This is a genomic window from Paraglaciecola psychrophila 170, assembly GCF_000347635.1.
GTDB lineage: Bacteria > Pseudomonadota > Gammaproteobacteria > Enterobacterales > Alteromonadaceae > Paraglaciecola > Paraglaciecola psychrophila.
In genome coordinates, this window is the sequence record NC_020514.1 from 3,655,747 (window position 1) to 3,680,610 (window position 24,864).

24 protein-coding genes, 5 tRNA genes and 1 pseudogene are annotated in these 24,864 nt (G+C 39.1%); 4 read left to right on the forward strand and 26 right to left on the reverse strand.

Annotated elements, in window-relative coordinates:
- Positions 1–70 precede the first annotated feature (70 nt).
- The 10 genes from clpX to C427_RS16045 all read right to left on the reverse strand — a co-directional run bounded on the left by clpX (position 71) and on the right by C427_RS16045 (position 6,498).
- On the reverse strand, positions 71–1,348 hold the full coding sequence (gene clpX / locus C427_RS15995) for an ATP-dependent protease ATP-binding subunit ClpX (protein ID WP_007637712.1): 1,278 nt from the start codon (positions 1,346–1,348) through the stop codon (positions 71–73).
- 97 nt (positions 1,349–1,445) lie between these two features.
- The gene (clpP, locus tag C427_RS16000; protein ID WP_007637711.1) at positions 1,446–2,090 is read right to left on the reverse strand and encodes an ATP-dependent Clp endopeptidase proteolytic subunit ClpP; all 645 of its coding nucleotides are present in this window, start codon (positions 2,088–2,090) and stop codon (positions 1,446–1,448) included.
- Positions 2,091–2,180: 90 nt separating this feature from the next.
- A complete protein-coding gene (gene tig, locus C427_RS16005; RefSeq protein ID WP_007637710.1) occupies positions 2,181–3,491 on the reverse strand; it encodes a trigger factor in 1,311 nt (436 codons plus the stop codon).
- Positions 3,492–4,761: 1,270 nt separating this feature from the next.
- A tRNA-Pro gene (locus C427_RS16015) sits at positions 4,762–4,838 on the reverse strand.
- Between the two features lie 163 nt (positions 4,839–5,001).
- Positions 5,002–5,086 (reverse strand) — tRNA-Leu (locus C427_RS16020).
- 3 nt (positions 5,087–5,089) lie between these two features.
- Positions 5,090–5,165, reverse strand: a tRNA-His gene (locus tag C427_RS16025).
- Between the two features lie 85 nt (positions 5,166–5,250).
- A tRNA-Arg gene (locus C427_RS16030) sits at positions 5,251–5,327 on the reverse strand.
- A 19-nt stretch (positions 5,328–5,346) separates the two neighbouring features.
- Positions 5,347–5,423 (reverse strand) — tRNA-Pro (locus tag C427_RS16035).
- 167 nt (positions 5,424–5,590) lie between these two features.
- A complete protein-coding gene (locus C427_RS16040; protein WP_015431071.1) occupies positions 5,591–5,806 on the reverse strand; it encodes a DUF5062 family protein in 216 nt (71 codons plus the stop codon).
- Between the two features lie 62 nt (positions 5,807–5,868).
- Positions 5,869–6,498, reverse strand: a complete 630-nt coding sequence (locus tag C427_RS16045) for a hypothetical protein (protein WP_007637705.1) — start codon at positions 6,496–6,498, stop codon at positions 5,869–5,871.
- Between the two features lie 164 nt (positions 6,499–6,662).
- Between C427_RS16045 and folD the strand changes: the two genes are divergently transcribed.
- Both folD and C427_RS16055 read left to right on the forward strand, forming a co-directional pair.
- The gene (folD, locus tag C427_RS16050; protein ID WP_007637704.1) at positions 6,663–7,517 is read left to right on the forward strand and encodes a bifunctional methylenetetrahydrofolate dehydrogenase/methenyltetrahydrofolate cyclohydrolase FolD; all 855 of its coding nucleotides are present in this window, start codon (positions 6,663–6,665) and stop codon (positions 7,515–7,517) included.
- 2 nt (positions 7,518–7,519) lie between these two features.
- The gene (locus C427_RS16055) at positions 7,520–8,068 is read left to right on the forward strand and encodes a DUF1415 domain-containing protein (protein ID WP_007637703.1); all 549 of its coding nucleotides are present in this window, start codon (positions 7,520–7,522) and stop codon (positions 8,066–8,068) included.
- A 29-nt stretch (positions 8,069–8,097) separates the two neighbouring features.
- Here the strand turns inward: C427_RS16055 and C427_RS16060 are convergent, their stop codons facing one another.
- From C427_RS16060 to C427_RS16075, 4 genes and pseudogenes are all read right to left on the reverse strand, one after another.
- Positions 8,098–9,123 carry a DUF4340 domain-containing protein gene (locus tag C427_RS16060; protein ID WP_007637702.1) on the reverse strand — a complete coding sequence of 342 codons (1,026 nt, stop codon included), beginning with the start codon at positions 9,121–9,123 and terminating at the stop codon, positions 8,098–8,100.
- Positions 9,120–11,000: a GldG family protein gene (locus C427_RS16065; RefSeq protein ID WP_007637701.1), complete on the reverse strand. Its 1,881-nt coding sequence runs from the start codon at positions 10,998–11,000 to the stop codon at positions 9,120–9,122. The genes C427_RS16060 and C427_RS16065 overlap by 4 nt, the downstream gene beginning before the upstream one ends.
- Before the next feature lie 2 nt (positions 11,001–11,002).
- The gene (locus tag C427_RS16070; RefSeq protein ID WP_007637700.1) at positions 11,003–11,737 is read right to left on the reverse strand and encodes an ABC transporter permease subunit; all 735 of its coding nucleotides are present in this window, start codon (positions 11,735–11,737) and stop codon (positions 11,003–11,005) included.
- A pseudogene (locus C427_RS16075) lies at positions 11,737–12,650 on the reverse strand (ABC transporter ATP-binding protein). Before C427_RS16075 ends, C427_RS16070 begins: the two are co-directional and overlap by 1 nt.
- A 194-nt stretch (positions 12,651–12,844) precedes the next feature.
- On the opposite strand from C427_RS16075, the gene C427_RS16080 reads away from it, so the two are divergent.
- Positions 12,845–13,456 carry a hypothetical protein gene (locus C427_RS16080; protein WP_226991132.1) on the forward strand — a complete coding sequence of 204 codons (612 nt, stop codon included), beginning with the start codon at positions 12,845–12,847 and terminating at the stop codon, positions 13,454–13,456.
- Between the two features lie 4 nt (positions 13,457–13,460).
- Here the strand turns inward: C427_RS16080 and C427_RS16085 are convergent, their stop codons facing one another.
- The 10 genes from C427_RS16085 to rpoE all read right to left on the reverse strand — a co-directional run bounded on the left by C427_RS16085 (position 13,461) and on the right by rpoE (position 22,147).
- Positions 13,461–14,228 (reverse strand): TatD family hydrolase, encoded by a 768-nt coding sequence (locus tag C427_RS16085; RefSeq protein WP_007637695.1) that lies wholly within the window; start codon positions 14,226–14,228, stop codon positions 13,461–13,463.
- 17 nt (positions 14,229–14,245) lie between these two features.
- The gene (pdxH, locus tag C427_RS16090) at positions 14,246–14,887 is read right to left on the reverse strand and encodes a pyridoxamine 5'-phosphate oxidase (protein WP_007637694.1); all 642 of its coding nucleotides are present in this window, start codon (positions 14,885–14,887) and stop codon (positions 14,246–14,248) included.
- A gap of 38 nt (positions 14,888–14,925) precedes the next feature.
- Positions 14,926–15,855 carry a GTPase Era gene (gene era, locus C427_RS16095; RefSeq protein WP_007637693.1) on the reverse strand — a complete coding sequence of 310 codons (930 nt, stop codon included), beginning with the start codon at positions 15,853–15,855 and terminating at the stop codon, positions 14,926–14,928.
- Positions 15,845–16,531, reverse strand: coding sequence for a ribonuclease III (gene rnc / locus C427_RS16100; RefSeq protein WP_007637691.1), 687 nt, complete (start codon positions 16,529–16,531; stop codon positions 15,845–15,847). The genes era and rnc overlap by 11 nt, the downstream gene beginning before the upstream one ends.
- Positions 16,532–17,437 (reverse strand): signal peptidase I, encoded by a 906-nt coding sequence (gene lepB / locus C427_RS16105; RefSeq protein WP_007637689.1) that lies wholly within the window; start codon positions 17,435–17,437, stop codon positions 16,532–16,534. It abuts the gene before it with no gap.
- Positions 17,438–19,234: a translation elongation factor 4 gene (lepA, locus tag C427_RS16110; RefSeq protein WP_007637687.1), complete on the reverse strand. Its 1,797-nt coding sequence runs from the start codon at positions 19,232–19,234 to the stop codon at positions 17,438–17,440.
- 172 nt (positions 19,235–19,406) lie between these two features.
- Complete coding sequence (locus tag C427_RS16115; protein ID WP_007637686.1) at positions 19,407–19,895, reverse strand: SoxR reducing system RseC family protein; 489 nt, start codon at positions 19,893–19,895, stop codon at positions 19,407–19,409.
- Positions 19,896–20,936: a MucB/RseB C-terminal domain-containing protein gene (locus C427_RS16120; RefSeq protein WP_407636117.1), complete on the reverse strand. Its 1,041-nt coding sequence runs from the start codon at positions 20,934–20,936 to the stop codon at positions 19,896–19,898.
- Positions 20,893–21,522, reverse strand: a complete 630-nt coding sequence (locus C427_RS16125; RefSeq protein ID WP_007637683.1) for a sigma-E factor negative regulatory protein — start codon at positions 21,520–21,522, stop codon at positions 20,893–20,895. The genes C427_RS16120 and C427_RS16125 overlap by 44 nt, the downstream gene beginning before the upstream one ends.
- A 43-nt stretch (positions 21,523–21,565) precedes the next feature.
- Positions 21,566–22,147 carry an RNA polymerase sigma factor RpoE gene (gene rpoE, locus C427_RS16130; protein ID WP_007637682.1) on the reverse strand — a complete coding sequence of 194 codons (582 nt, stop codon included), beginning with the start codon at positions 22,145–22,147 and terminating at the stop codon, positions 21,566–21,568.
- 239 nt (positions 22,148–22,386) lie between these two features.
- Between rpoE and nadB the strand changes: the two genes are divergently transcribed.
- Positions 22,387–23,985 (forward strand): L-aspartate oxidase, encoded by a 1,599-nt coding sequence (gene nadB / locus C427_RS16135; RefSeq protein ID WP_007637681.1) that lies wholly within the window; start codon positions 22,387–22,389, stop codon positions 23,983–23,985.
- A 164-nt stretch (positions 23,986–24,149) separates the two neighbouring features.
- On the opposite strand, the gene C427_RS25065 is transcribed toward nadB, so the two are convergent.
- Positions 24,150–24,374: a MaoC/PaaZ C-terminal domain-containing protein gene (locus C427_RS25065; protein WP_007637679.1), complete on the reverse strand. Its 225-nt coding sequence runs from the start codon at positions 24,372–24,374 to the stop codon at positions 24,150–24,152.
- Between the two features lie 11 nt (positions 24,375–24,385).
- Entirely contained in the window at positions 24,386–24,577 is a 192-nt protein-coding gene (locus C427_RS25980) for a hypothetical protein (protein WP_148285922.1), read from the reverse strand.
- Positions 24,578–24,864: the final 287 nt, after the last annotated feature.

Sequence of the window (24,864 nt, forward strand, 5' to 3'; positions counted from 1 at the left end):
CGTTATTAGATTGGTAAACTGTATATTTTTACCATTAAAAAAGGCTCTTTCGAGCCTTTTTGGTATTTATTTATTCTGAAGCAACTTTTTTATCTGCACCACTGTCGTAAATCAAAATGGGTTTTGATTCTCCACGAATGACAGTTTCATCAACCACGACTTTACTCACATTTGTCATAGACGGTAAATCATACATAGTGTCTAAGAGTACTGCCTCCACGATAGAGCGTAAACCACGAGCACCCGTTTTACGCTGCATGGCTTTTTTAGCTATAGCTTGTAAAGCGTCTTCACGGAACTCAAGTTCAGTATTTTCCATTCCAAACAATGCTGAATATTGTTTGGTCAAGGAGTTTTTAGGTTCACGTAGGATTTGAACCAACGCATCTTCGCTCAGCTCTTCAAGACAAGTCAGTACCGGCAAACGTCCAATGAACTCAGGGATCAACCCATACTTCACTAAGTCTTCAGGCTCAACCTTCTTAAGCCATTCACCTTCTTGAGACTTGTTGCTGGTATTTTTAATTTCTGAAGCAAAACCGATGCCCGTGCCTGTGTGAGCGCGCTGCTCTATCACTTTGTCTAAACCAGCAAAAGCACCGCCACAAATAAATAATATCTTAGAAGTGTCTACCTGTAAAAACTCTTGTTGCGGATGTTTTCTGCCCCCCTGAGGAGGAACAGAAGCAACAGTGCCTTCAATTAGTTTAAGTAGCGCTTGCTGAACACCTTCACCAGATACATCTCTAGTTATAGAGGGATTATCTGATTTACGTGATATTTTATCTATCTCATCAATGTAAACAATACCACGTTGAGCTTTTTCAACATCATAGTCGCATTTTTGTAACAGCTTCTGGATGATGTTTTCGACGTCTTCACCTACATAACCGGCTTCGGTTAAGGTTGTTGCATCGGCCATAGTAAATGGTACATCTAACAACCTAGCAAGCGTTTCTGCTAATAAGGTTTTGCCACTGCCTGTAGGTCCCATAAGCAAAATATTACTCTTGCCTAATTCTACGCCCTCGTGCACATCACCGTTTCTTAAACGCTTGTAATGATTATATACCGCGACTGAGAGCACTTTTTTAGCGTGCTCTTGACCAATCACATAATCATCTAGATGAGCATGAATTTCTTTCGGTGTAGGTAAATCGTCTTGTTTCTTTTTGGGCGCGATTTCTTTTATTTCTTCTCGAATAATGTCATTACACAAATCGACACATTCATCACAAATAAAAACCGACGGGCCAGCAATTAGTTTTCTTACTTCATGTTGGCTTTTACCACAGAACGAACAGTACAAGAGTTTATTGTCGCCATCAGTACTTTTTTTATCACTCATTTACAATCTTTTCCTATCTTAGACTGACTCTACCTAAAGGTAGCCTAAAAACAACTTGAATGTAGTCTACCCTTAGGCATATCACGGAGTCATTTTATCACTTGTCGCTTTTTGTGTCAGCTTGACTGGTATCTGGTCTACTCGACAATACTTGGTCAATTAGCCCATATTCCACAGCGTCGGTTGCGCTTAAAAAATTATCTCTGTCGGTATCTTGCGCAACTTTTTCATACTCTTGCCCAGTATGTTTTGCCATCAAACGATTCATCTTCTCTTTAATAGACAGGATTTCTTTAGCATGAATTTCAAAATCCGACGCTTGTCCTTGGAAACCGCCTAAGGGTTGATGAATCATCACGCGGGAATTAGGTAGACAATAACGTTTGCCCTTTTCGCCTGCAGATAACAAAAATGCGCCCATACTGGCAGCTTGGCCAATACACACAGTGCTAACATTAGGTTTAATAAAGTTCATTGTATCGTAAATAGCCATACCTGCCGTCACTGAACCGCCTGGAGAATTAATATATAAGAAAATATCTTTTTCTGGATTCTCGGCTTCTAAAAATAACAACTGGGCAACGATAAGATTAGCCATGTGGTCTTCAACTTGGCCGACTAAAAAAATAACATTCTCTTTTAACAAACGAGAATATATATCGTAAGAACGTTCACCTTTGGCGGTTTGCTCTACAACCATTGGAACTAATGCGTTTGTTGGATCAAAATTGGTTTTCATCATAAATTCAAATTCTTCACAAATAAAAATGCTCGGTAGTTACCGAGCATTTAAGCAGTTGCAGGCTAGATAAGTCAAATAACAATAGGCAAATTATGCCTGTTTGTTCATGATCTCATCAAAGGATTTCTTCACTTCTTTAACTTTGGCTTGTTTCAGCAATAATTCAACTGCTTGTTCTTCCATTGCAACATTGTTCATTTGTTGCATCAATTCATCATTTGTTCTGTAATACTCGATCACTTCTTTTGGATCTTCGTAAGCAGAAGCGGCTGTTTCAATTAGCGCTGCTACTTTGTCAGCATCCACTTTTAGCTCGTTAGTTTTAATAACTTCGCCTAACAGCAAACCAATACTTACACGTTTACGAGCATTTTCTTCAAACAGATCAGCTGGAAGCTCTGGCATGTTATCAATATTTCCACCTTGTTGCTGGCTGAAACGTTGCTTGGCTTGCTCGCGCAATGCGTCAATCTCTTGGTCAACTAGCGCTTTTGGCAAATCAATTTGGTTTAATTCAAGTAAACCCGCAATGACTTGCTCTTTTACCGACGCCTTTAAGGTTTGATCTAACTCGCGTTGCATATTTTTGCGAACTTCAGCATGTAGTGCTTCGATATTACCATCTTCAATACCGAAAAGTTTAGCAAACTCTTCGTCAACTTTAGGTAAGTCTAATTGCTCAACTTTTTTGATATTTATAGTAAACTTGGCGACTTTTCCCTTTAGCTTCTCAGCATGATAATCTTCTGGGAATGTCACATCTGCAATGACTTCATCACCTGTTTTGTTACCTACAATAGGCTTTTCAAAACCAGGGATCATGCGATCTTTACCCATTTCTAGGGCGAAATCTTCAGCTTTACCACCATCAAACTCTTCACCATCGATAGTACCGATAAAATCAATTGTGACTTTATCGTCTTTCTTAGCTTTGCGTTTAACTTCTTTATAATTAGCATGTTGCTTTCGCAAAGTGTCAATCATGTCGCTTAAGTCTTTGTCTGTGATCTCTACTGCTGGCTTTTCAACTTTAATTTTAGCAATGTCTTTAACTTCAACTTCTGGATACACTTCAAAAGCAGCAACATACTCTAAGTCTTTGCCATCTTCATCTGTCTTCATTTCGAAGCTAGGCATACCAGCTGGGGTAATTTTTTCTTGAGTAATAGCTTCATAGAAATTGCGCTGCATCACTTCACCAGCAATTTCCTGACGTACGGCTTGACCATAACGTTTTTTAATAACATTAACAGGCACTTTACCAGGGCGAAAACCATTAATTCTTTGGGTTTTTGCTAATTGCTGTAAGCGAGACTTGACTGCAGAATCGATTGTTTCAGCAGGAATGGTGATAGTAAGACGGCGTTCTAAACCTTTGGTCGCCTCAACGGATACTTGCATTCTAATACCTCAATTATGCGCATACTTGCGCTTATATGTTATTACTAAAGGGCTTTTATCGGCGCAAAATAATTATTGTTACAAATACACTAGTTACGTCCGAATATCCTGAAACAAGAAATGTTCTCCTTAGACAAGATAGCCTGATAAAATGACGCAATAGTATAGCTATAGCGATAGCGCAAGTCGAGGGTAAAATTCCAAGCATTAAAATAGTATTAACATTTAGCGACTTAATAGAGGTTTAAAAGGTTGTAAAAGCTCTTTAGCATCTATGCAATTAATGTTGGATATGAATCAAAATATCAATTGTCTAATAAACTAATTATAAACGGGAATAAACACGTCTCACATACCAGCTTGTGTTGGTGGGAAAAACAAAAATTTCAAAGCATGTTTTATTGGTCACATCCTTCCGCGCGGCAAACATCTGATGTATATGATTACATACTTTGTAGAGAGTTAGTCCTTAACTATTAGTGGGGTTTATCGATTTTTGGGAACAACTTTGGTTTGTAAGTAATAAGCGAACTGTCTTATCACCTATAGCTTCAACATAGCAATGTTGTCATTTTACCCATGCATCGTTTATGTGAGGGTACGTATGCTCTTTAAATCGGTTAATCATCACTTCTGCCCTTGCGGTAAAATAAAAATATTTTTAAAACTCAGTCATGAGCGTTAGTCTTTAAATTAAACAGCACCCATCTGAATAACTCTGCTGAACTAAAATTTCATTTGCAGTTGGAAAGCATTAATTGAAAATAATTAACAACAGGTTGAACTTATGTTTCAACTCTTCCTCCGAGTAAACATTTTTTTTGTGTGTTCTCATTTTTAGGCCTTATTTTCTATCAGGCTTTTTAGTTTGAAATTTTGTATCTTCAATTAAGCGAATATTTACGTTAATTCTGTTATTGATCGGCAAAGCCAAATATTTTGTAATCAGTAGGGCAATTACACATCTATATAGAAAGGCATCCAATCTCAACTTAATGATGCCTTGTGCTGCGGTATTTTATATTCCGGCATCAATTCAGGTCGCTTGTCTAACTGTTAAAATGGGCAAAGTTGTGCTCCTAAAGGTTCAAGTTCTATTAGAGAGCGACATTTTTTACTTTTAGCTAATGCAGGCAAGAAATAAAGATAGCAAGAGGAATTTCGTTTAAAGTATCTATCTGTATGTGCGACTAGTTAGAACTTTAAAAAATTACTGAGGGGTGGCTAAAATTAGCCTTAAGATTATTCGAAAAATATAATAGTAGAGAAATGGTCGGTGAGACAGGATTCGAACCTGCGACCCCTTGGACCCAAACCAAGTGCGCTACCAAGCTGCGCTACTCACCGACTTAACTCTAAATACGCATTATGAACCATCAAATAGATAAACAATTTTTACTATATTTACGTTAAAGTTAAATTTTATGAAATTTGCGTGGTGCACACATACATATAAATAATAACCAAAATCTTAGCAAAATAAATTTCTGAGAATCAAATGACTTAAATATGGTGCGGAAGGAGAGACTCGAACTCTCACGCCGTGAAGCACTGGAACCTAAATCCAGCGTGTCTACCAATTCCACCACTCCCGCGAGTGGGGTGGGCGACGGGGCTCGAACCCGCGACAACCGGAATCACAATCCGGGGCTCTACCAACTGAGCTACGCTCACCACAATAACTGTAGTAATTATTTAAACTTAAAACTTTTCCTCAATCTTTCACTCGCATGATGCGTTTAAAAGATATAGAACCAAATGGTGGTCCCAGAAGGATTCGAACCTTCGACCCACGGCTTAGAAAGCCGTTGCTCTATCCAGCTGAGCTATGGAACCTAAGGTACATTTGAGAAAATGGTCGGTGAGACAGGATTCGAACCTGCGACCCCTTGGACCCAAACCAAGTGCGCTACCAAGCTGCGCTACTCACCGACTTGCTCTAACTTCTTTCTCTTCAAAGCTAAGAGGAGGCGCATAGTACAGAGTTGATATATGCTCGTCAAACACTTTTTCGTTCAAATCTTTTGATTGGTTATTTTTAATCCTAGATGTACGTTTTTTATTAAATTAGTTCGCAAAAACTACACAGTTTACGTGTACTATTTTAACAGCGGGTGATCCTTAGGTAACTTGTTTTTCAACCACACCGCTAGTTTATGTTTCATGCTTAACAAATCTTCACTACCAGCAGGTAATGGTGTGATTAATTTATCATTCGCCAACAAACGATAAATACATTCAACCTTATCTTTTGCAGAGTCTGTCGCAGAGAAAGTATTAAAACCTCTATTTTTGGCATACGCCTCACCAACCACTAACGCTTTTTTTCAATAATTGACTTTCATTTGGAATTTTTTTCATTTACATCTCACGTTTGTTAAAGGCCGTCATAAGTCCAGCGTCCATTCATCTTAGGAGTAAAGCCTAAGGTAGTTAAATAATTTTCATGTTCATGACTATCTGCTAAGGCAACAATTTGTCCATAACCAGATGTTTTAGTTAATTGTTTTCCGTGACCGATACTAAAATGCCCTAATCTACAATCACGATATGCCGGTATAACAAAATCAAAATCTAGAATGAATAAATGCTCGCTTTCTTCATAGCCCGACAACATGCCCACCACTTCAGTGCCCTCTGTTAAAAAGAAATATTTCCTAGACGGTGCTGCAGATACTTTCATAAAACGAGGGAATAGGCGTTTTATGTCTTGCTGATGATAATCAAGGAAGAAGTCTACATAATTTGAAGGGCGAGATACTTGGATTATAAAGAAGTGATTTTCCACATTCGTTAACAATCTTGTTAAAAAGAACATATTAGTTAGCGCAATAAAACCATTTAAATAAGCCACCGGATAAGCATTAATAATGATGCCGTAGATACAAAAACAAGCTGCTCCAAACAAATTGTAGCAACGTAATTTAATAATTGAACCTCTGGTCAAAGAAAATGCAATTACTACAGAAGCACAATATCCAAATATCTCTACGCCTGATAATTCCATAATGTGTTCCTTAGTGGGCCAATCGATATGAACGTTATATCATTAACGATGGTAAATGGCTTAAGAATTATGATTGATTTCATACTTTTTAGTACATCGTAATTGCGACAAACCCTTGCGATATGTGACAATATATCAACTGAATATTTCGCTCTAGGTCATTCATGCCCGCACAGAAAATTGATGGTGTTTTAATTGCCAAACACATAAGACAACACGTCGCTTTACAAGTAGAAGCGATCACATCATCAGGACGAAGAGCGCCAGGTTTAGCTGTCGTATTGGTGGGCAGTGATGCTGCCTCACATGTTTACGTTAACAAGAAGCGTATGGCGTGTGAAGAGGTTGGGTTTGTTTCTAAATCCTACGACCTGCCCGCTACAACGTCACAACAAGCCCTGCTCGATATCATCGACCAACTAAACATCGATGATGAAATTGACGGCATATTGGTGCAACTTCCTCTTCCTGCAGGTTTGAACAAAGAGCAAGTATTGGAGCGTATCAATCCGCATAAAGATGTAGACGGATTCCATCCCTATAATATTGGCAGACTTGCCCAGCGTATTCCCGCTTTGCGTCCATGTACGCCGAAAGGCATTATGAGCCTAATTGAATCCACTAAACGCCCTATAAAAGGTTTAGATGCAGTTATAGTGGGGGCATCTAACATTGTTGGGCGTCCGATGTTTATGGAACTACTTTTAGCCGGTTGTACTGTAACCAGTTGTCATAAATTTACTCAAGATCTAAAATCTCATGTTCAGCGCGCCGATTTATTGGTGGTCGCTGTGGGTAAATCAAACTTTATTCCTGGAGAATGGATAAAACTTGGTGCAATCGTTATCGATGTGGGCATCAATCGTAATCCAGATGGCACCCTAGGTGGAGATGTTGAATACGCAGGCGCTTCACAAAGAGCAGGATGGATAACCCCGGTACCTGGTGGTGTAGGGCCGATGACAGTTGCCAGCCTTATTGAAAACACTTTAGAAGCTTATGTGAAGTACCACTCATAAATATGTGTATCTCTCCCAAAGTTCATAATGATGAGGTAGAGGCAGTAGTCAAATTATGGATAGACAAGGTCATTATAGGATTAAACTTCTGCCCTTTCGCTAAAAAGGAAATTCAACGTAATACAGTGCGTTATGCTATTTATGCCTCGACACACGTTAACGATGCACTGAGCCAGTTTATCGAAGAACTAGCAATACTAGACCAACAACAGGACATTCAAACCACTCTGCTTGTTTTTTCTAATGGATTTTCCGATTTTGAAGAATATCTAGATATGCTTGGATTAGCCAACTCACTTATGGAACAAGGAGGTTACGGTGGAATATATCAAGTTGCCAGCTTTCACCCTGATTACTGCTTCGATGGTGAGGCTCAAAATGATCCAGCCAATTACACTAACCGCTCCCCCTACCCCATTTTACATATACTCAGAGAAAGCAGTATAGAGGATGCCCTAAAACGTTATCCTGAACCTGAAAGCATTCCAAAAAATAATATTGCTAAAGCAAGAAAGTTAGGTTCAAGCTTCTTAAAAGCTTTATTGAAATAACCTGAACCCAATCTAATCAGAAAATCGAGTTAATCAGGTGAATCACCTTCGTCAATGGCTTGAGGCAGTGTATCGCTATTGGTTATTATCGGGTCTTCTTGTGCTAAAAAGTCATCTAATGTTTTTATCAATTGCTGTGCAGAAAAATTAGATACTCGGTAATACCACTTTTGCCAGTATTCTGTTTGACTTGTAGAACTAAAATTTACAAAGTGTGCGTCATTCAGTTCACTTACCACTACCTGAAATATTTTCTGATCTGTTGTGCTCAGCTCAAGTTGCGTCAATACATTTAACGATTGAGGAAAATTATGGTCAGCAGCGATTAATGCCTCAAAATCGAGACTCGTTAAGCTAGTAACGATTGAATTAAGAATACTTGGGTATTCCAACTTTTTACCTTTTGGCATGTTAATTAACTGAAAGTCGCCACCAACAGCTCTAGAAATTTTCCAACTCATGCTATCAACTCGTGATACTGTACTGACGTTTCGTGCTTCATAAGGCAGGATGGGTTGTTTTAGCCATGAAAATTTATCCATTGGTATATGAATAGTTTTATCTGTCCGCCAGCTTCGAATGTCACCAGGTTTTAGGATATATTGCCCTTCTCCTAACATGACTTTATTACCCACTAAGACTTGCCAAGCCTTTTCACTTGCTTTTAAAGTGACTAAACTGGCCATACTGTCGTCAATATTAATAGATTGTAAACCCAAACGAATATAGTTTTGTGGTTTGCTGGTTTTTGCTTCGACTAACTTTGTGCGCATTATTGTTTCAACAAACTCTGCGAGCTTATCTTGAGAAATCGGATAAACAGGTTGCTCGGGATCAATCGTCGCCAACCAACGATCACCTGATTTTCTTGCACTAAACAACACTCCTTGTGCATTTGTTATTTCGACACTATCCACTTGATTAGCAAATTCTTGTAGATCATCAAACAACAAAGCGGCTTCAAATGTATCTTTGGAAGGAGACTGACTCAACCATACTGCTAAACCTAAAGCCAATATCGCAATAACTGTCAATATAGAAACTTGTTTATTCATAAAACGGGATCCTCTTTTGACTTCGGTATAGTAGAAGCAAAACGAGGTTTAGTTTTGAAAATTATTCTTAACAGAGCAAGAAACAATATTAGGATCAATGGAGCTAAGGCAATATTAATCAGTTTTAACCAATTACCCAAACTTTCAATGTCTTTATCAAGTTGATGTCTAACATCACGAAGCGACTTACGAATAGTAACTTTCTCTTGCATAAATTCGTCAATGGCTAGCTGCTGCTCAGGGCTAATTACCAATGCGCCCCCTTCAACTTGTTGATTTTGTAATTCCAATAATTGCTGCTCTGTGTCATCTAGTTGCTGTTGTAGTATTTGTTCTTGGTCACGAAATTTTTGCTCGGCAATGACAGTTAATTCATCAACTCTAATAAAAGAGCGACTAAAGACACCTCTACTCCTGATACTAATGAGTGCATCGCTACCCCCTAAATTTTCAACAGCATTAGTAATGAAATCACCGTTATTAGCAAAAGGTGTATAGATAGTTTGCCCAAAAAAACTCGATTGTTGCACCCAAAAACGATCCGCAAGCAAGTCAGTATCACCGACTAAAATAACATTTAATTTATCTGTTGATGTGATTATTGATCTTTGCTCAGCACCTTCAGGTACTTGTTCAAAAGCACTATTGGCTTGTCCTAAAAGTCGCGCAGCTAAAACATATGACTGATTCTCACTTTGATAAGCCTTAGCCAACTCTTCAGGATCTTGCGTCATTGCATAAGTCTCCGTATTCATCAAATCTGAGTTTTGGGTTGACTGGATCAATGGTAACCAAGTTGTTTCAGCATCTGCAATTTTCTTAAAAACGCCAAATGAAGCGCCGTTTATCACTTCAAGATTGGATGTCAGTAAATCTTCACGGTCAAGCTGGTCAGAGGTAAAGCCAACAAAACCAAAGTGTCTAGTCACACCACCGTTTTGGGTGCGTATATCCAAACCTGCCATCGCATCTAGCAGTACATTGTCGCTATCGAACTCTACACCCCATGCACTTAGCAAGCGCTGTAAGTTTGAACTATTGCCAGTAGGCATAGTTCCGGCCATCATTGCTATTGGGTCCGATTCATTATGTGCATCTAGAAAGGCTAATATTTTTCCACCAGAGAGTGCGAATTGGTCAATAGCAAATAATAAAGCATCCGTATATTCTTTGGGATGAACTAACAGCAATACATCGGTGTCATCTGGCACATTGATCGCTTCACTACTAAGTTGCTCTAACTTGTATAATTGCTCTAATTGAGTGAGAAATGTCCAAGCAGGATCCACCTGACCCGTCATGGGGTTTTGTCCACCTTTTATAGCAAGGTCGGTAATTAAAGTAACATTCACTGGTTCTGGTTCGCTAAGCTGATAAATTAGTTTGCTGATTTCATATTCTAAAAAACCTTCTTTCTGAGGATCAAAAAACGCTATAACTTCTTGTTCATCTAAAGCATTAGTCGCCGCCAAACCCATGTAAATAGCTTCGCCTGCAACACCAATGTTCGCTGCGGTTAAGCCGAATTGGTCTGCCTGATCTTCTTGTTCAGAAAATGCTTGAGGATCTAACACCTGCAACTTAAGTTTACCTTTAGCAAAGGTTTCATATTCCGTTAGCAGACTTTCGACACGGTTGGCATAGTTACGCAGACTGGTCATATTTTTAGATGCTTTGTCTGAGAAGAAAAAGTATAAGTTAATTGGTTCATCTATTTCTTTCAGAACCTGCTTGCTCCCTTGGGACAAAGAGTAAACTTGGTTTTCAGTTAAATCTAACCTTAGCGGAGATAACAATTGATTATTCACAAACACGAGTGCAAAAAACACCACGACTATCAAAAACAAATTAACAGATGAGGTAAATTTATGTTGCATGACTAATCCGCCTTCTTTTGTTCAATTAATATTAAGCCGGCAAACAACCAACAGACGGTCACCAGCAGAAAATACATTAAATCGTTGAGGGCAATCACACCTTTGGCCATAGCCTCAAAATGAGTCAGAAAGCTAAAAGAAGCCACAACATCAATGAGCACACTAGGTGCCCAACTTTTAAAGGCATCAAGTACAATATTACTTCCGCTAACAACAAATACGAAGCACACCACCACTGATAATATAAAAGCGATGACCTGATTCTTAGTCAAAGCCGACATACACATGCCGATCGACAAGAATGCTCCAGCCATTAACCAACTGCCAAAATAAGCGGCGGCAATAATGCCATTATCTGGGTTTCCCAGATAATTAACTGTTATCCACAAAGGAAACGTTAGGAATAGCGACAACCCTAAGACTGCCCATGCAGCAAAATGTTTGGCTAACATCGCCTGCCAAGTACTAATTGGTAGGGTCATTAACAATTCAATAGTGCCGCTTTTACGTTCTTCAGACCAACTACGCATGGCAATAGCGGGGACAAGGAAGAGATACAACCAAGGATGAAAGTTAAAAAATGGTAGCAAATCAGCTTGTCCACGTTCGTAGAAACCACCGACAAAAAAAGTAAAAACACCCGACAAAACCAAAAATATACCAATAAACACATAGGCAACTGGCGTAGCAAAAAAACTAAAGAACTCTCGTCTAAATAAAATATTGATATTACTCATTACGCATTCTCCTCTTGAGTAATATATCTAAAAACTTCGTCTAATCGGCCTTGCTCAACGTATAGACTGTCTATTGGTAACTTACATCTTTGGGCGTGAGCAGTGACCAGGTGCAATATTTCAGCTCCGGGTTTTGGAAACAGTGTTACGCGCCCTGTTTCTAAGTCTTCTTCCATCTCTGCGACTCCTTCCAACTCGCCTAGCTCAGAAGAATCGGCGCGATAACTAAAATGTAAGGTCACAGCACCATAATATTTAGATTTTCGGGTAAGTGCATTCGGGGTGTCATCAAATAAAAGTTTACCTTTAGCTATTATCATTACTCGATTGCAGACAGCCGTAACCTCTTCTAAAATATGAGTTGATATAATGACTATTTTATCTTTAGATAAATTCTTAATCAGCTCACGGACTTGATGTTTTTGATTCGGATCAAGTCCATCTGTAGGCTCATCGAGGATCAGTATTTCTGGGTCATGGATCAAAGCTTGCGCTAAACCTACCCGCCTTTTAAAACCTTTTGAGAGGTTATCAATGGGTTTGTCTAATACCTCTTGAAGTTCGACCTGTCTGATAACATGTTCAATCCTTTTTGCCTTTTCAGCACCTTTATAACCTCTTATCTGCGCAATAAAATTCAGGAACTGCAGAGGAGTCATATCGCCATAAGCTGGTGCACCTTCAGGTAAATAACCGATTTTCTTTTTTATTACTAATGCTGAATTCTCAAGCGACAAATTACTAATAAAGATATCACCACTGGTGGGAAGTAAAAAACCTGTCAACATCTTCATGGTTGTTGACTTACCTGCTCCGTTTGGACCTAAAAAACCCACCACATCGCCGGGAATGATATCAAACGAACTGCTTGGGTACCATTAAATGACTTACATAATTTTTTGACTGAGATCATAATAATCCTGTAATGACCAATATCGAATGCGATTCAGATATGGTGCTAGTCCGGTGATTTTCAATATTATTGACAATAGTTTACTAAATAAAATGTTTAAAAAATAAGTATCTTACTCAATGTATATCGAGCTATTTTTACAACCTACAAGCTATTCACTTGGCATCACAACCAATTTGCCTTATTGTCTGTCCATGCAACAAATAAACACATCTATTTTCATTGCCCCTTTTCAGCAACCCAGTCGCTATTCTATATTTAAACGTATAGCGAATCTGGTTTTGGCCGTGGTGGGGTGTATTGCCTGTATTAACCTTTGGTTAATTAGCTCTGAGCAATCTTTAAATTGGCACTCAAAACAATCAAATCAGTTAGGCATTAGCCTCTCTACTTTGTCTGGTAAAATACTGATAAGTTCGCTACTTGAAAATAATTCAGAAAAATTGAGCCAACAACTTAGCTATATAGTCGCAGACCCTCATGTTGCAGGCGTATCTTTATTCGATAATAAAGGCAGAATATTAGCCGACAACAACTCCGCATTATCCGTAGTCGCTGCTTATAAGACTAAAGCCATAGCACCTTTAGTCTTCGTGCAAAGCATCTCTCATAACAAGCAAGTAATTGGATACTTGAGTATCATACTCAAGGAAAAGGAGGTCATGGCATACCATAGTGAATATCAAAAACAGCTCAATCAACAGATACAAATGTTAATGATACTGGCGGCCATCGCAGGCATATTAGTCACTCGTGCATTCTATAAAGTCAGATATAGGCAACTGATCCGTTCGTCGAAACAATAAATAACTAAAAATTAGCTAAACTAGCCCGTACATTAAAAAAACATGCTTGCAGTATTTCTTGCTTAGTTTCACTGCGAAGTACCAGTAAGCTTTCCAATATTTCAGGCAAATACTCAGGACTATTTCTTTGTCCTTGCTTGCCCATCAATGGCATATCGGGAGCATCGGTTTCTAACACCAAGCTATTTAGTGGCAATTGAGCGATGGTGGTGCGCGTTTTATTAGCACGTGAATAGGTGATCACACCACCCACTCCAATTTTAAATCCTAAGTCAATGTAAGTTTGTGCATCTTGTAAGCTCCCTGAAAAAGCGTGCACAATGCCGCCTTGGGTAAACTTTTTTGCTTTAAGGGTGCGTATTAGTTCGTTATGAGAATTTCTATGGTGCAAAATTACCGGTAACTTATGCTCTTCAGCAATCAACAATTGCTGTTCGAATACATGTAATTGCAGTTTCCAGTCAACATAATTGTGAGCATCAAGACCAATCTCACCAAGGGCCACTACTTTGTCTTGATAATGGTTTAGCAGATGAGATAACTGAACTAAATATATAGGTTCAAAGCTATTAAGGAAATATGGATGCAACCCTAAGGCAAATCTCAGTTGAGGATAAGTATGGCACAGGTCGATTTGCTTTTGCCACAGACTAGCCTGAGTGCCAGGAATAACAATAGTATCTATAGACAGCTTTTTACAGCGGTTCAGAACCTCAGCTCGGTCGTGATCGAAACAGCTAAAATCAAAATGGCAATGGCTATCTATTAACACAAAAACACCTAAAATAGTTAAGGCATCAAACGTTCTGTATGCCAATTACCTTCGGATGCTTTAGTATACATAAAACGATCGTGAAGCCGATGCTCCCCTCCTTGCCAAAACTCGATTTGATGAGGGACAACTCTGTACCCCCCCCAAAAAGACGGCAATGGCACTTCCCCATTCGCAAACTTAGCTGTTGCCTCGGAAAATTTTTGCATTAGTAACTGTTTACTATCAATAGGACGACTTTGTGCCGATGCCCAAGCAGCAATCTGACTAGGTTTAGGGCGTGACATGAAATATTTAGCCACACTAACTGAACTCAGTTTCTGAGCAGTACCCGTGATTTTTATCTGTCGATCGAGCATATGCCAGGGAAAGTGAAGCGATATTTTGTTGTTTTGGCTTAAATCCTGAGCTTTTTTACTACCCGTATTAGTATAAAAAACGAATCCTGTTTCATCAAAATCTTTTAATAACACTATTCGTTGCGAAGGTTGCCCTGAGTTATCAACTGTCGCGACTGTCATAGCCGTTGGGTCCGCAAGGTTTGCATCTATAGCATTTTGCAACCAGCGCTCGAAAAGCGCAAAAGGTTCAGGGGACAAGTCATCTACATCTAATCCAGCTTGAGTGTAATCCCGACGAATATCGCTGATTGAACGCATCATTACCCCTTATATATTAAAAATGAACCAAATTCAGCTTAGTTATCTAATCCATAACCTAAGCTACGCAATGCCCTTTCATCATCAGCCCATCCTGATTTTACTTTTACCCAAAGCTCTAAATACACTTTTGCATCAAACAATACTTCCATATCTTTTCGTGCTTCCATGCCAATGGTTTTAAGACGCTGTCCACCTTTACCGATGACCATACTTTTCTGGGTATCACGTTCAACCAAAATTAAACCGTTTATACGATAGATTCCATTTTCTGCTAAAAGAAATTGCTCAATTTCCACAGTAATAGAATAAGGCAATTCATCTCCGGTAAAACGCATCAGCTTTTCACGAACAATTTCAGATGCCATAAAGCGACTGGAACGATCGGTGATGTAATCTTCTGGAAAATAGAACTCACTTTCGGGTAAAGTGGCCAAAACCAATGAACGTAATTCTTCGACATTCTTACCTGTTTTCGCTGAAATAGGCATAATTTGTTGAAAGTTATGTTGCTCACCCAACCATCTAAGATGAGGAAGCATAGTTTCTTTATCTTTAACATTATCTGATTTATTCACAATCAGCCAACAAGGCGAGCCAGATTGTTGTATTTTGGTCAACACCATTTGATCGTCATCGGTCCATTTAGTACCTTCCACTAAAAACAGAACTAAACCAACATCAGCAATTGAGCTAGATGCTGCTCGATTCATAAAACGATTTATTGCGCGCTTTTCTTCAATATGCAGTCCTGGTGTATCTACATAAATCGCCTGTCGATTATCTACTGTGTCGATACCCATTATTCTGTGACGAGTGGTTTGCGGTTTGCGGGAGGTGATACTCACTTTTTGACCTAGCAGTTTATTTAGCAAGGTCGACTTACCCACATTGGGGCGTCCAACAATGGCGATCATTCCACAGTGAGTGTCGGCAATCGACGTTTCATTAGGCTTTTTATCTATCATTAATTAATTTCTCAAATGCTTGTTTTGCGGCTTTCTGTTCTGCTCTACGTCGACTATTACCTTTACCTACTACTGCCTTTTTCAAGCCTTCTACATTACACTCTACGTAAAAAGTTTGATCATGTGACTTGCCTTTAATCTCAGTCACTTCATAAAGTGGTAAGGGATGTTTATTTGACTGTAAATATTCTTGTAAGCGGGTTTTATCATCTTTGGAAACCGCTTCTGGGTCGAGTGCTTTAAGCCTTGAAGCGAACCAATCCAGAATTAAAGCTTCACACTTATTCATGCCCGCTTCTAAATAAATAGAACCGATAATAGCTTCGACTGCATCGGCTAATATTGAATCTCGGCGAAAACCTCCACTCTTAAGCTCACCAGGACCAAGCAGTAACAACTCGCCTAACTCAAATTCTCTGGCGACTTCAGCTAAGGTATCCCCTTTTACAAGACTTGAACGCATCCGAGTTAGTTTACCCTCAGGTTGTTTAGGAAAACGTTGATATAAGGCTTTCGCTATCACCATACCTAATATAGCATCACCTAAAAATTCCAGACGTTCATTGTGTTGTTTACTAGCACTTCGATGAGTTAGGGCCTCAACTATATTAGCCTCATCCACGAAAATGTAACCCAAGCGTTTATACAAAGGTAGATAAGGGTTAACAAGTGGCATTTATTTTATGCCACCCACTCGTTCAAACCTAACACCAGTTGGGATCCATCCTGGTATCCAACTACTGGGCACACGATCAAATTCGAAACTGATCCAAATAGCGACGGCTTTACCCACTAAATTTTCTTTCGGTACAAATCCCCAATATCTTCCATCTTCACTATTATCTCGATTGTCCCCCATCACAAAATATTCTCCTTCAGGCACAATCCATTCATCCGCTTGCGTTCCCGGTTGCGAATAATAACGACTAGAACTGGCTCTGCCTTGGGTTCGATATATTTGATGGCTAACTTCACCTAATTGCTCTGTATATTTTTCTAGTGGTGCAAACTGTTGATAGGCTTCCCCTCGACTCTCAAACTTTAAATCTAGTGTCTGAAATGGCTGGCAATTTTCTGGAGTATCGCAAGCAGGTTTAATTTGAAGCTGTTTGTTCCGATAAATAACAGTATCGCCAGGCAGGCCTACTACACGTTTTATATAATCTAATTGTGGCTGTGGTGGAAACTTAAAGACTACAACATCACCGCGTTTAGGCTCACCAATATTTACAAGTTGGTTCCGCATTACTGGGTCTTTTAGTCCGTAAGTAAACTTTTCAACTAGTATAAAATCCCCAACTAATAACGTCGGCATCATTGAGCCAGATGGGATTTGAAAAGGTTCATACAAGAATGAACGCAACACCATGACAAAAGCGATAACAGGAAAAATCTGTTGGGCGGTATCGACTATCCATGGTAATTGTGCATCCTGATCTAAAGCCGATGTTGTGCCAACTGGGCCGGTAGCAATCGCCATTCTCTCACGACGCTTTGAAGCAAACATTAAGCTATCGACCAACCAAATCAATCCCGAAGCAAAGGTGAGTATAACCAAAAATATTGAAAAATAATTAGCCATCTATTTGCCTACCTTAAGCAATGCTAAGAAGGCTTCTTGAGGTAGTTCTACGTTACCTACTGACTTCATACGTTTTTTTCCATCCTTTTGTTTCTGCAAGAGTTTTTTCTTACGACTAATATCACCGCCATAACACTTGGCGGTCACATTTTTACGTAATTGCTTAATGGTACTGCGAGCGATTATCTGATTTCCAATAGCCGCTTGGATAGCAATATCAAACATTTGTCTTGGGATAAGCTCTTGAAGTTTTTCTACTAACTGCCGACCACGAGTCACGGCGTGATCTTTGTGCGTGATCATCGCTAGTGCGTCTACACGCTCGCCATTAATCAAAATATCTAAGCGTGACATTTCAGCCGTTTGGAAACGTTTGAAATTGTAATCAAGAGATGCAAAACCTCGACTGGTTGACTTAAGTTTATCGAAAAAGTCCATCACCACTTCGGCCATCGGCAAATCGTAACTCACAGCTACTTGTTTACCGTGATAAGTCATACTGGTTTGCATGCCACGTTTTTCTACGCACAAAGTAATAACATTACCAAGAAATTGCTGCGGCACTAAAATATGTGCTTCAACTATCGGTTCGTGAATCTCTTCAATGTCATTCACAGCAGGTAATTTTGAAGGGTTATCTACATAGATAGTTTCCCCCTCTTTGGTGACCACTTCATACACCACGGTAGGCGCAGTGGTAATCAAATCCAGATTATATTCACGCTCCAAACGTTCTTGGATGATTTCCATATGTAACATACCGAGGAAACCAATACGAAAACCAAAACCTAGTGCAGATGAACTTTCTGGCTCAAAAAACAGAGATGCATCATTGAGACTTAATTTTGCTAATGCATCACGAAAGTCTTCATAGTCATCAGAACTAATAGGAAACAGGCCTGCGTATACTTGAGGCTTGACCTTTTTAAAGCCCGGAAGAGCTTCAGTTGCAGGGCGCTTCGCTAAAGTAATAGTGTCCCCTACTGGAGCCCCATTAATTTCTTTAATACCAGCAATGACAAATCCTACTTCACCGGCTCTTAACACCCCTGTATCTTTTGCTTTAGGTGTGAATATACCCACTTTATCAGCTTGATGAATGCCACCCGTTGTCATAATTTTGATTTTATCGTTCTTATGTAACTCACCTTGCATAATTCGCACAAGAGATACAACACCCTGATAATTATCAAACCAAGAATCAACAATTAAAGCTTTTAAAGGCGCATCTATCTCACCTTCAGGAGGCGGGATTTGACGAACAATAACCTCTAGTACATCTTCTATTCCAATACCTGTTTTGGCAGAACAGCGGACTGCATCGAGAGCGTCGATACCTACTATATCTTCTATTTCTTCAGCGACACGGTCGGGTTCAGCTTGTGGCAAATCAATCTTATTAATGATGGGCACCACTTCCATATTCAAATCAATAGCGGTATAACAATTTGCCAAGGTCTGCGCTTCAACCCCTTGACCAGCATCAACAACCAGAAGAGCACCTTCACAGGCTGCAAGTGAACGAGACACTTCATAAGAGAAGTCCACGTGTCCAGGCGTATCGATAAAATTTAATTGATAAGTCTGACCATCTTTTGCGGTGTAGTTAAGCGTGACACTTTGCGCTTTAATTGTAATGCCACGCTCTTTCTCAATATCCATTGAGTCGAGGACTTGTTCAGACATTTCTCTGCTGGTCAATCCTCCACAATGTTGGATCAAGCGATCAGAAAGAGTTGATTTACCGTGGTCTATATGAGCAATAATTGAGAAGTTACGTATGTGCTTATGTTGCATAAAGTTTTAGAAAATCACCAAGTGGTTTTGTTTCCAAGCAACTAGTAAAACAAACATCGGCTGCTAGAGTATGGGACAAAAAATTAAATAGAGAGGAATTTTACAGTTTTATCAATCACTTTGCGACACAACATGAGTATTGTTTGTTGGTTATTGTGATAGAAAGTGAAACTTATACTTGTTTAACTTGGATATTATCAATTTCTAAAGGAAAAACTTTTAGGATACGAGGGTGAAATTCCCCCTGATCAGAATTACATAAAAAACGACGCACAAATCTAAAAGTCAAATAGCTGCAAATAACCGAGAATAAAATCAACCATCTTTCTGACATCAGTCCAAGTAGGGGAAAGACGCTTTGTCCAACAAGTGCAGACAAAATAAGGGCAAATAAAGGTAGACAATAAACCATCGCGGATGCTTTAAGCAGATTTTCTTCTGGGATACCTAAACTAACTTTTTGCCCCACTTCAACTATCTCATTCAATCTAAATCGTAAAGTTTCTCGCTTTGATGCAAAAACTTTTGCTATTGCTCCTGTTCCGCAGTTGGACTGAGCTTCACAACTTCCACAAGTTGACTTAATTTGTGTTTCAACGATGACAACTTGTTGAAAGTCGTGTTGCTCTATCGCAGAAATAACCCCAATTTCTTCAATCATTTAGTTAATTCTTTTAATCGATTTAGCTATTGCATTAGCGGTGGCAGCTGGAAGCTTGCCGATAATTGTTATATTCAATTCACCATGCTCAATAGTTAACAATGTGTCAGATTGGACTGTGCCCACTAAATTTTCTTGCGGCTTATTATTTTCTCTCTCTTGCAAATACACAGAGACATCAACTAAACCATCACTCAGCATAATATATTCAACCACTTCACCTGAGCCTGATAAACGACGCAGGTCTCTTTTGAGTATTGTCATTCCCTTAGGAATATAACCAATTGTCCACGGTGAATTTAATGGAACACTGGGTCTAAAGTTTACTACTTCAGGTAACATTCCGGGCTCAATTTTTGCGAAGAAAGGGTCCGGTTCTTTGGTAACTTGTAATCCCGTCACTTGAATTTGCTCTATAAGCTGAGCTTCTTGACCAAACATATTCATTTTTAATAACAATCCAGTTTCCTGGTCAAGCCAAACATTTAAACCAAAACGGCTATTGTCTTTGCTGATGATACGAATCTGTTGCGCAGCACGACCGGCAATACGACTCCGCCCCACCAAAATAAATTCATAACCTAACATTATTTTTTCAGGAAGTTGAAAAAACTCGCTAGGAAAAGGCCCATTAATAATAGATGACTGCAAACTATAGGGTGGAACGTTAGGTTCAAAATAACTGACTTTATCACCGATACGAACGACCTCCCTACCCGGGCCGTTTAAAAGATTAAGTTGTTCCATCTCAATACCATCTTCATTCACACCATGTCGCCAAAGATAGGGTTGAGAATCAACTTCAGGCTTCAACAAAATAAAGGATATAGTGTAATTAAGAGACTTAACAGCATTTGACATTTTATCTAACCATGCCCGAGCGCTATCAGATGGATATGAACTGTTAGATGTTTCGCTCGAGATTTGTTCCTGAGCAAATGCTTGCAAAGGAACAAAAAAAGTTAGTAGAAGAGCCAGTAAGACTCTGCAATAAATTTTATTGTGGAATGTTTTCAACAATGTCTGATTGCGCCTCTTCATTATTATTGTCTTGGCTCATTATCGCAGATTTATCATTACTTAACTGAATAGTTTTAAAGCGTATTTGTTGATTATGATCTGTTAAATACGCATTAATCCGGCGTTTTTGTTGAACCACATCAGAGTTAGGTATAGAGCGAGTTTGGTCAAAACTGACTGGTGATAAACCACCTTGAATACCAGGGATAGGCGGTGCTGCATTAAAAGGTTGGTTTACCTCAGACTGATTAACCTGCTGGACTCCAATAATCATCGCAACAGCTACAGATGCAGCGATTGCCATTTGCCCACCTTGTTTAGCAAAAGGAATAATATTATTAACTAGAGGTAGGTCGCGCCAAGTTTTCTTCGGAGCCAGTATTGCAGGTTCAGCTTCTATGGCTTGGGCTATCTTGTCAGCGATATCAAAGTTAATATTTGCTGGTAGTTCTTGGCGTAAACCATCACGAATAAGATGGTAACTTTTCCATTTCAGTTGCAATTCAGCATCATTTTTAACCGCATCTAACAAAAGGCTACTCGATGAGGTGGATATATCATGTTCACCATCGACTAAGGCTGATAAATTTTCAAATTTCTGCGACATACAGTATGGTTCCCGCTAGTATAATTTCTACTTTAATAGAAAATCAATCATTCATTAATAATGGTTGAATTACTTTATCCAATGCTTCTCTAGCCCTAAATATTCTCGATCTTACGGTTCCTACCGGGCAATCCATCACATTAGCAATATCTTCATAGCTTAAGCCTTCTAGTTCGCGCAGGCTGATAGCCATACGGAGATCTTCGGGCAGCTTTTCCATGGCGTCAAACAACAGCCTTTCCATTTGCTGTGACATTAAATTTTTCTCGGGTGAATTATTTTCTTTCAATGCATCACTGCCGTCATAATAATCTGCTTCTTCGGCATCAACATCACTTGCGGGAGGCTTTCTTCCTTGATACACAAGATAATTTTTGGCACTGTTTACAGCTATTCTATATAACCAAGTATAAAATGCGCTATCACCTCTAAAATTTGGTAGTGCTCTGTAAGCTTTAATAAACGCTTCTTGCGTCACATCTGCCACATCCCCTGAATTTTTAACGTACCTGGAGACTAAATAAGATACTTTGTGTTGGTACTTCGTTACCAACAACCCGTAAGCGTTTTTGTCTCCGCGTTGTACTCTTTCAACAATCTGTTGGTCTGCTATCTGCTCGCTCATTTCGAGCCCTTACTCCTGTGGGAAAATATACTACGGCTCATGCAAGCAATACTATTGACTCTATGAAATTTGAAAAGTTCTAATTAAACCAATTTATTTTCAAAAATAACCAGCAATGTACAATTAATTAACCAGTAACCACCGACATTTATCTATATTCATTTATGAAAAGCATTGTAATTTAAAATCTGTAAATTAGTATTGCCAAACAAATAATCAATTAATACCTATTCTACCTTATGCACTCTACTATTGAACATCAATGTGACGTACTTATTATTGGAAGTGGCGCTGCAGGCTTAAGTCACGCATTAAAACTTGCCGATCATTGCCAAGTGATCGTATTAAGTAAAAGTGATATTTCTGAAGGCTCCACCAAATATGCCCAAGGCGGTATTGCAGCCGTGTTTGATGAAAATGATTCTATTGCATCGCATGTTGAAGACACACTTTTAGCCGGCGACGGATTATGTGACAAGGATGCCGTCGAATTCACAGCATCTCAAGCCAAAACATGTATGCAGTGGCTAATAGATTTTGGAATGCCATTTGACCGAGAAAACTCAGAAAACGGTGAAACCCGGTTTCACTTAACCAGAGAAGGTGGTCATAGCCACAGACGAATTTTACATTCAGCAGACGCAACAGGTGCTGCGGTTCAAGTTACCCTTATTGAAGCAGTACAGCAACACCCTAACATTCATTTATTTCAGCGGTATAATGCCGTTGATCTTATCAAAAGCCAACATGCTGAAAACCACCTACTAGGCGCTTATGTATGGAATAGGAAAAGAGAAAGGGTGGAAATCATTCGCAGTAAATTTGTCTCGCTAGCGACAGGAGGTGCAAGTAAAGTTTATCAATATACGTCTAATCCAGACGTCTCTAGTGGTGATGGGATTGCCATGGCTTGGCGCGCAGGTTGTCGTGTTGCGAATATGGAATTCAATCAATTCCATCCAACATGCTTATATCATCCAGATGCTAAAAACTTTTTAATTTCCGAAGCGTTACGAGGAGAAGGAGCAAAACTTTGTCATCCGGATGGCACACCTTTTATGCATAAATTTGATAAAAGAGGTGATTTGGCATCTCGTGATATTGTCGCTAGAGCTATTGATTTTGAGATGAAACGTTTAGGTGCTGATTGTATGTACCTAGACATCAGTCACAAACCTAGTGATTTTATCGTTAAGCACTTTCCAAATATTTATCGGAAGTGTCGCTCTTTAGGTATCGATATTACGAAACAACCCATACCTGTTGTCCCTGCAGCGCACTATAGTTGCGGCGGCGTTGTTACAGATAAATATGCAAAAACTGATATAGCCAATCTATATGCCATTGGAGAGGTCGCGTATACTGGCCTGCATGGTGCAAACCGTATGGCAAGTAACTCTCTTTTGGAATGTATTGTTTACGCACATTCTGCTGCGGCTCATATATCTACTAGACTAAATAAAGATGTACTCGAAGAGAAAGTTAATGCTTGGGATGAAAGCAAGGTAAGTGACTCTGATGAAGAAGTAATTATTCAACACAACTGGCATGAGTTACGTTTATTTATGTGGGATTATGTTGGTATTGTGCGAACCAATAAACGATTGGAGCGTGCAAGTCATCGAATAGAATTATTACAACAGGAGGTAAATGATTATTATTCTAACTTCAAAGTTAGTAATAACTTACTTGAGCTTAGAAACTTACTTACAGTGGCTGAGTTAATAGTAAAGTGCGCTAAACAACGTAAAGAAAGTCGAGGCTTGCACTTTAACCTCGACTACCCTAACAAACTTGATGATCCCAAACCCACTATAATTAAGAACAATGTTAAATAGAGATAATTTTACCAATAATATGTAGTGGTTGTTGCTGGAGGTTAATCTGCTTACCTACCACCTTAAAATGTAGTTCATCATGAGAACTTTCATACATATAAGGTTGAATTGACAAAGTTACCTCACTTGGCAAATACACAGGTTGCTTGAATGTAGTGTTAACTTCAAAGGCGTTTAGAAATAGAGAGGGGGGTCACCTTTTGCAATGCAGAGATACAATAAGACTTGGTCAACATTCCGTGAATAATGTGCTGTTGAAATCCAAATAATTTAGCCAACCACTTGTTTAAATGTATAGGGTTAAAATCACCAGATACTTTCGCATATTGACGACCTAAAGTGCTACTAAGATCCCATGTAGTATTTAAGGGTTGAGTTAAAGACGTCAACGAAGATCCAACTATAGGAGAAAAGACGAATCATGTTCAGCGCGAAATAAATTAGTACTCGTACTTTGCCATACCAATTCAAATCCACTGTGAAATTCGACCTTAATCGAAAATAACCATACTTTAGGATGCACCTCTAATTCTCTAAAACAAGTAGACACAATTAATCTTTCAGTTTTCTTAATTGGCCGAAGTTGTTTCATCTGATTACTTACATGGACTAAGCCTAATAAAGTAATCATAAATTCAGGCAGTAAAGCAACTTGACATGCAGAGGAAATGCCAAATAATATAAATAACAGGGGTGAACAAACTCAGACATAGGGTCCCAGTCGACTAATTGATGAAAAGGCTTGCTAACATCTGCATCAATTGTAAGGCCATCGAAATACAGTATTTTGCTGGGCAGAGTAACCTTTGAAAACTCCAGAGCATTGTAACTTGTTTTTTAAAGGCCGCTTTTATCAACTGTATCCTTATGTCTGGAATA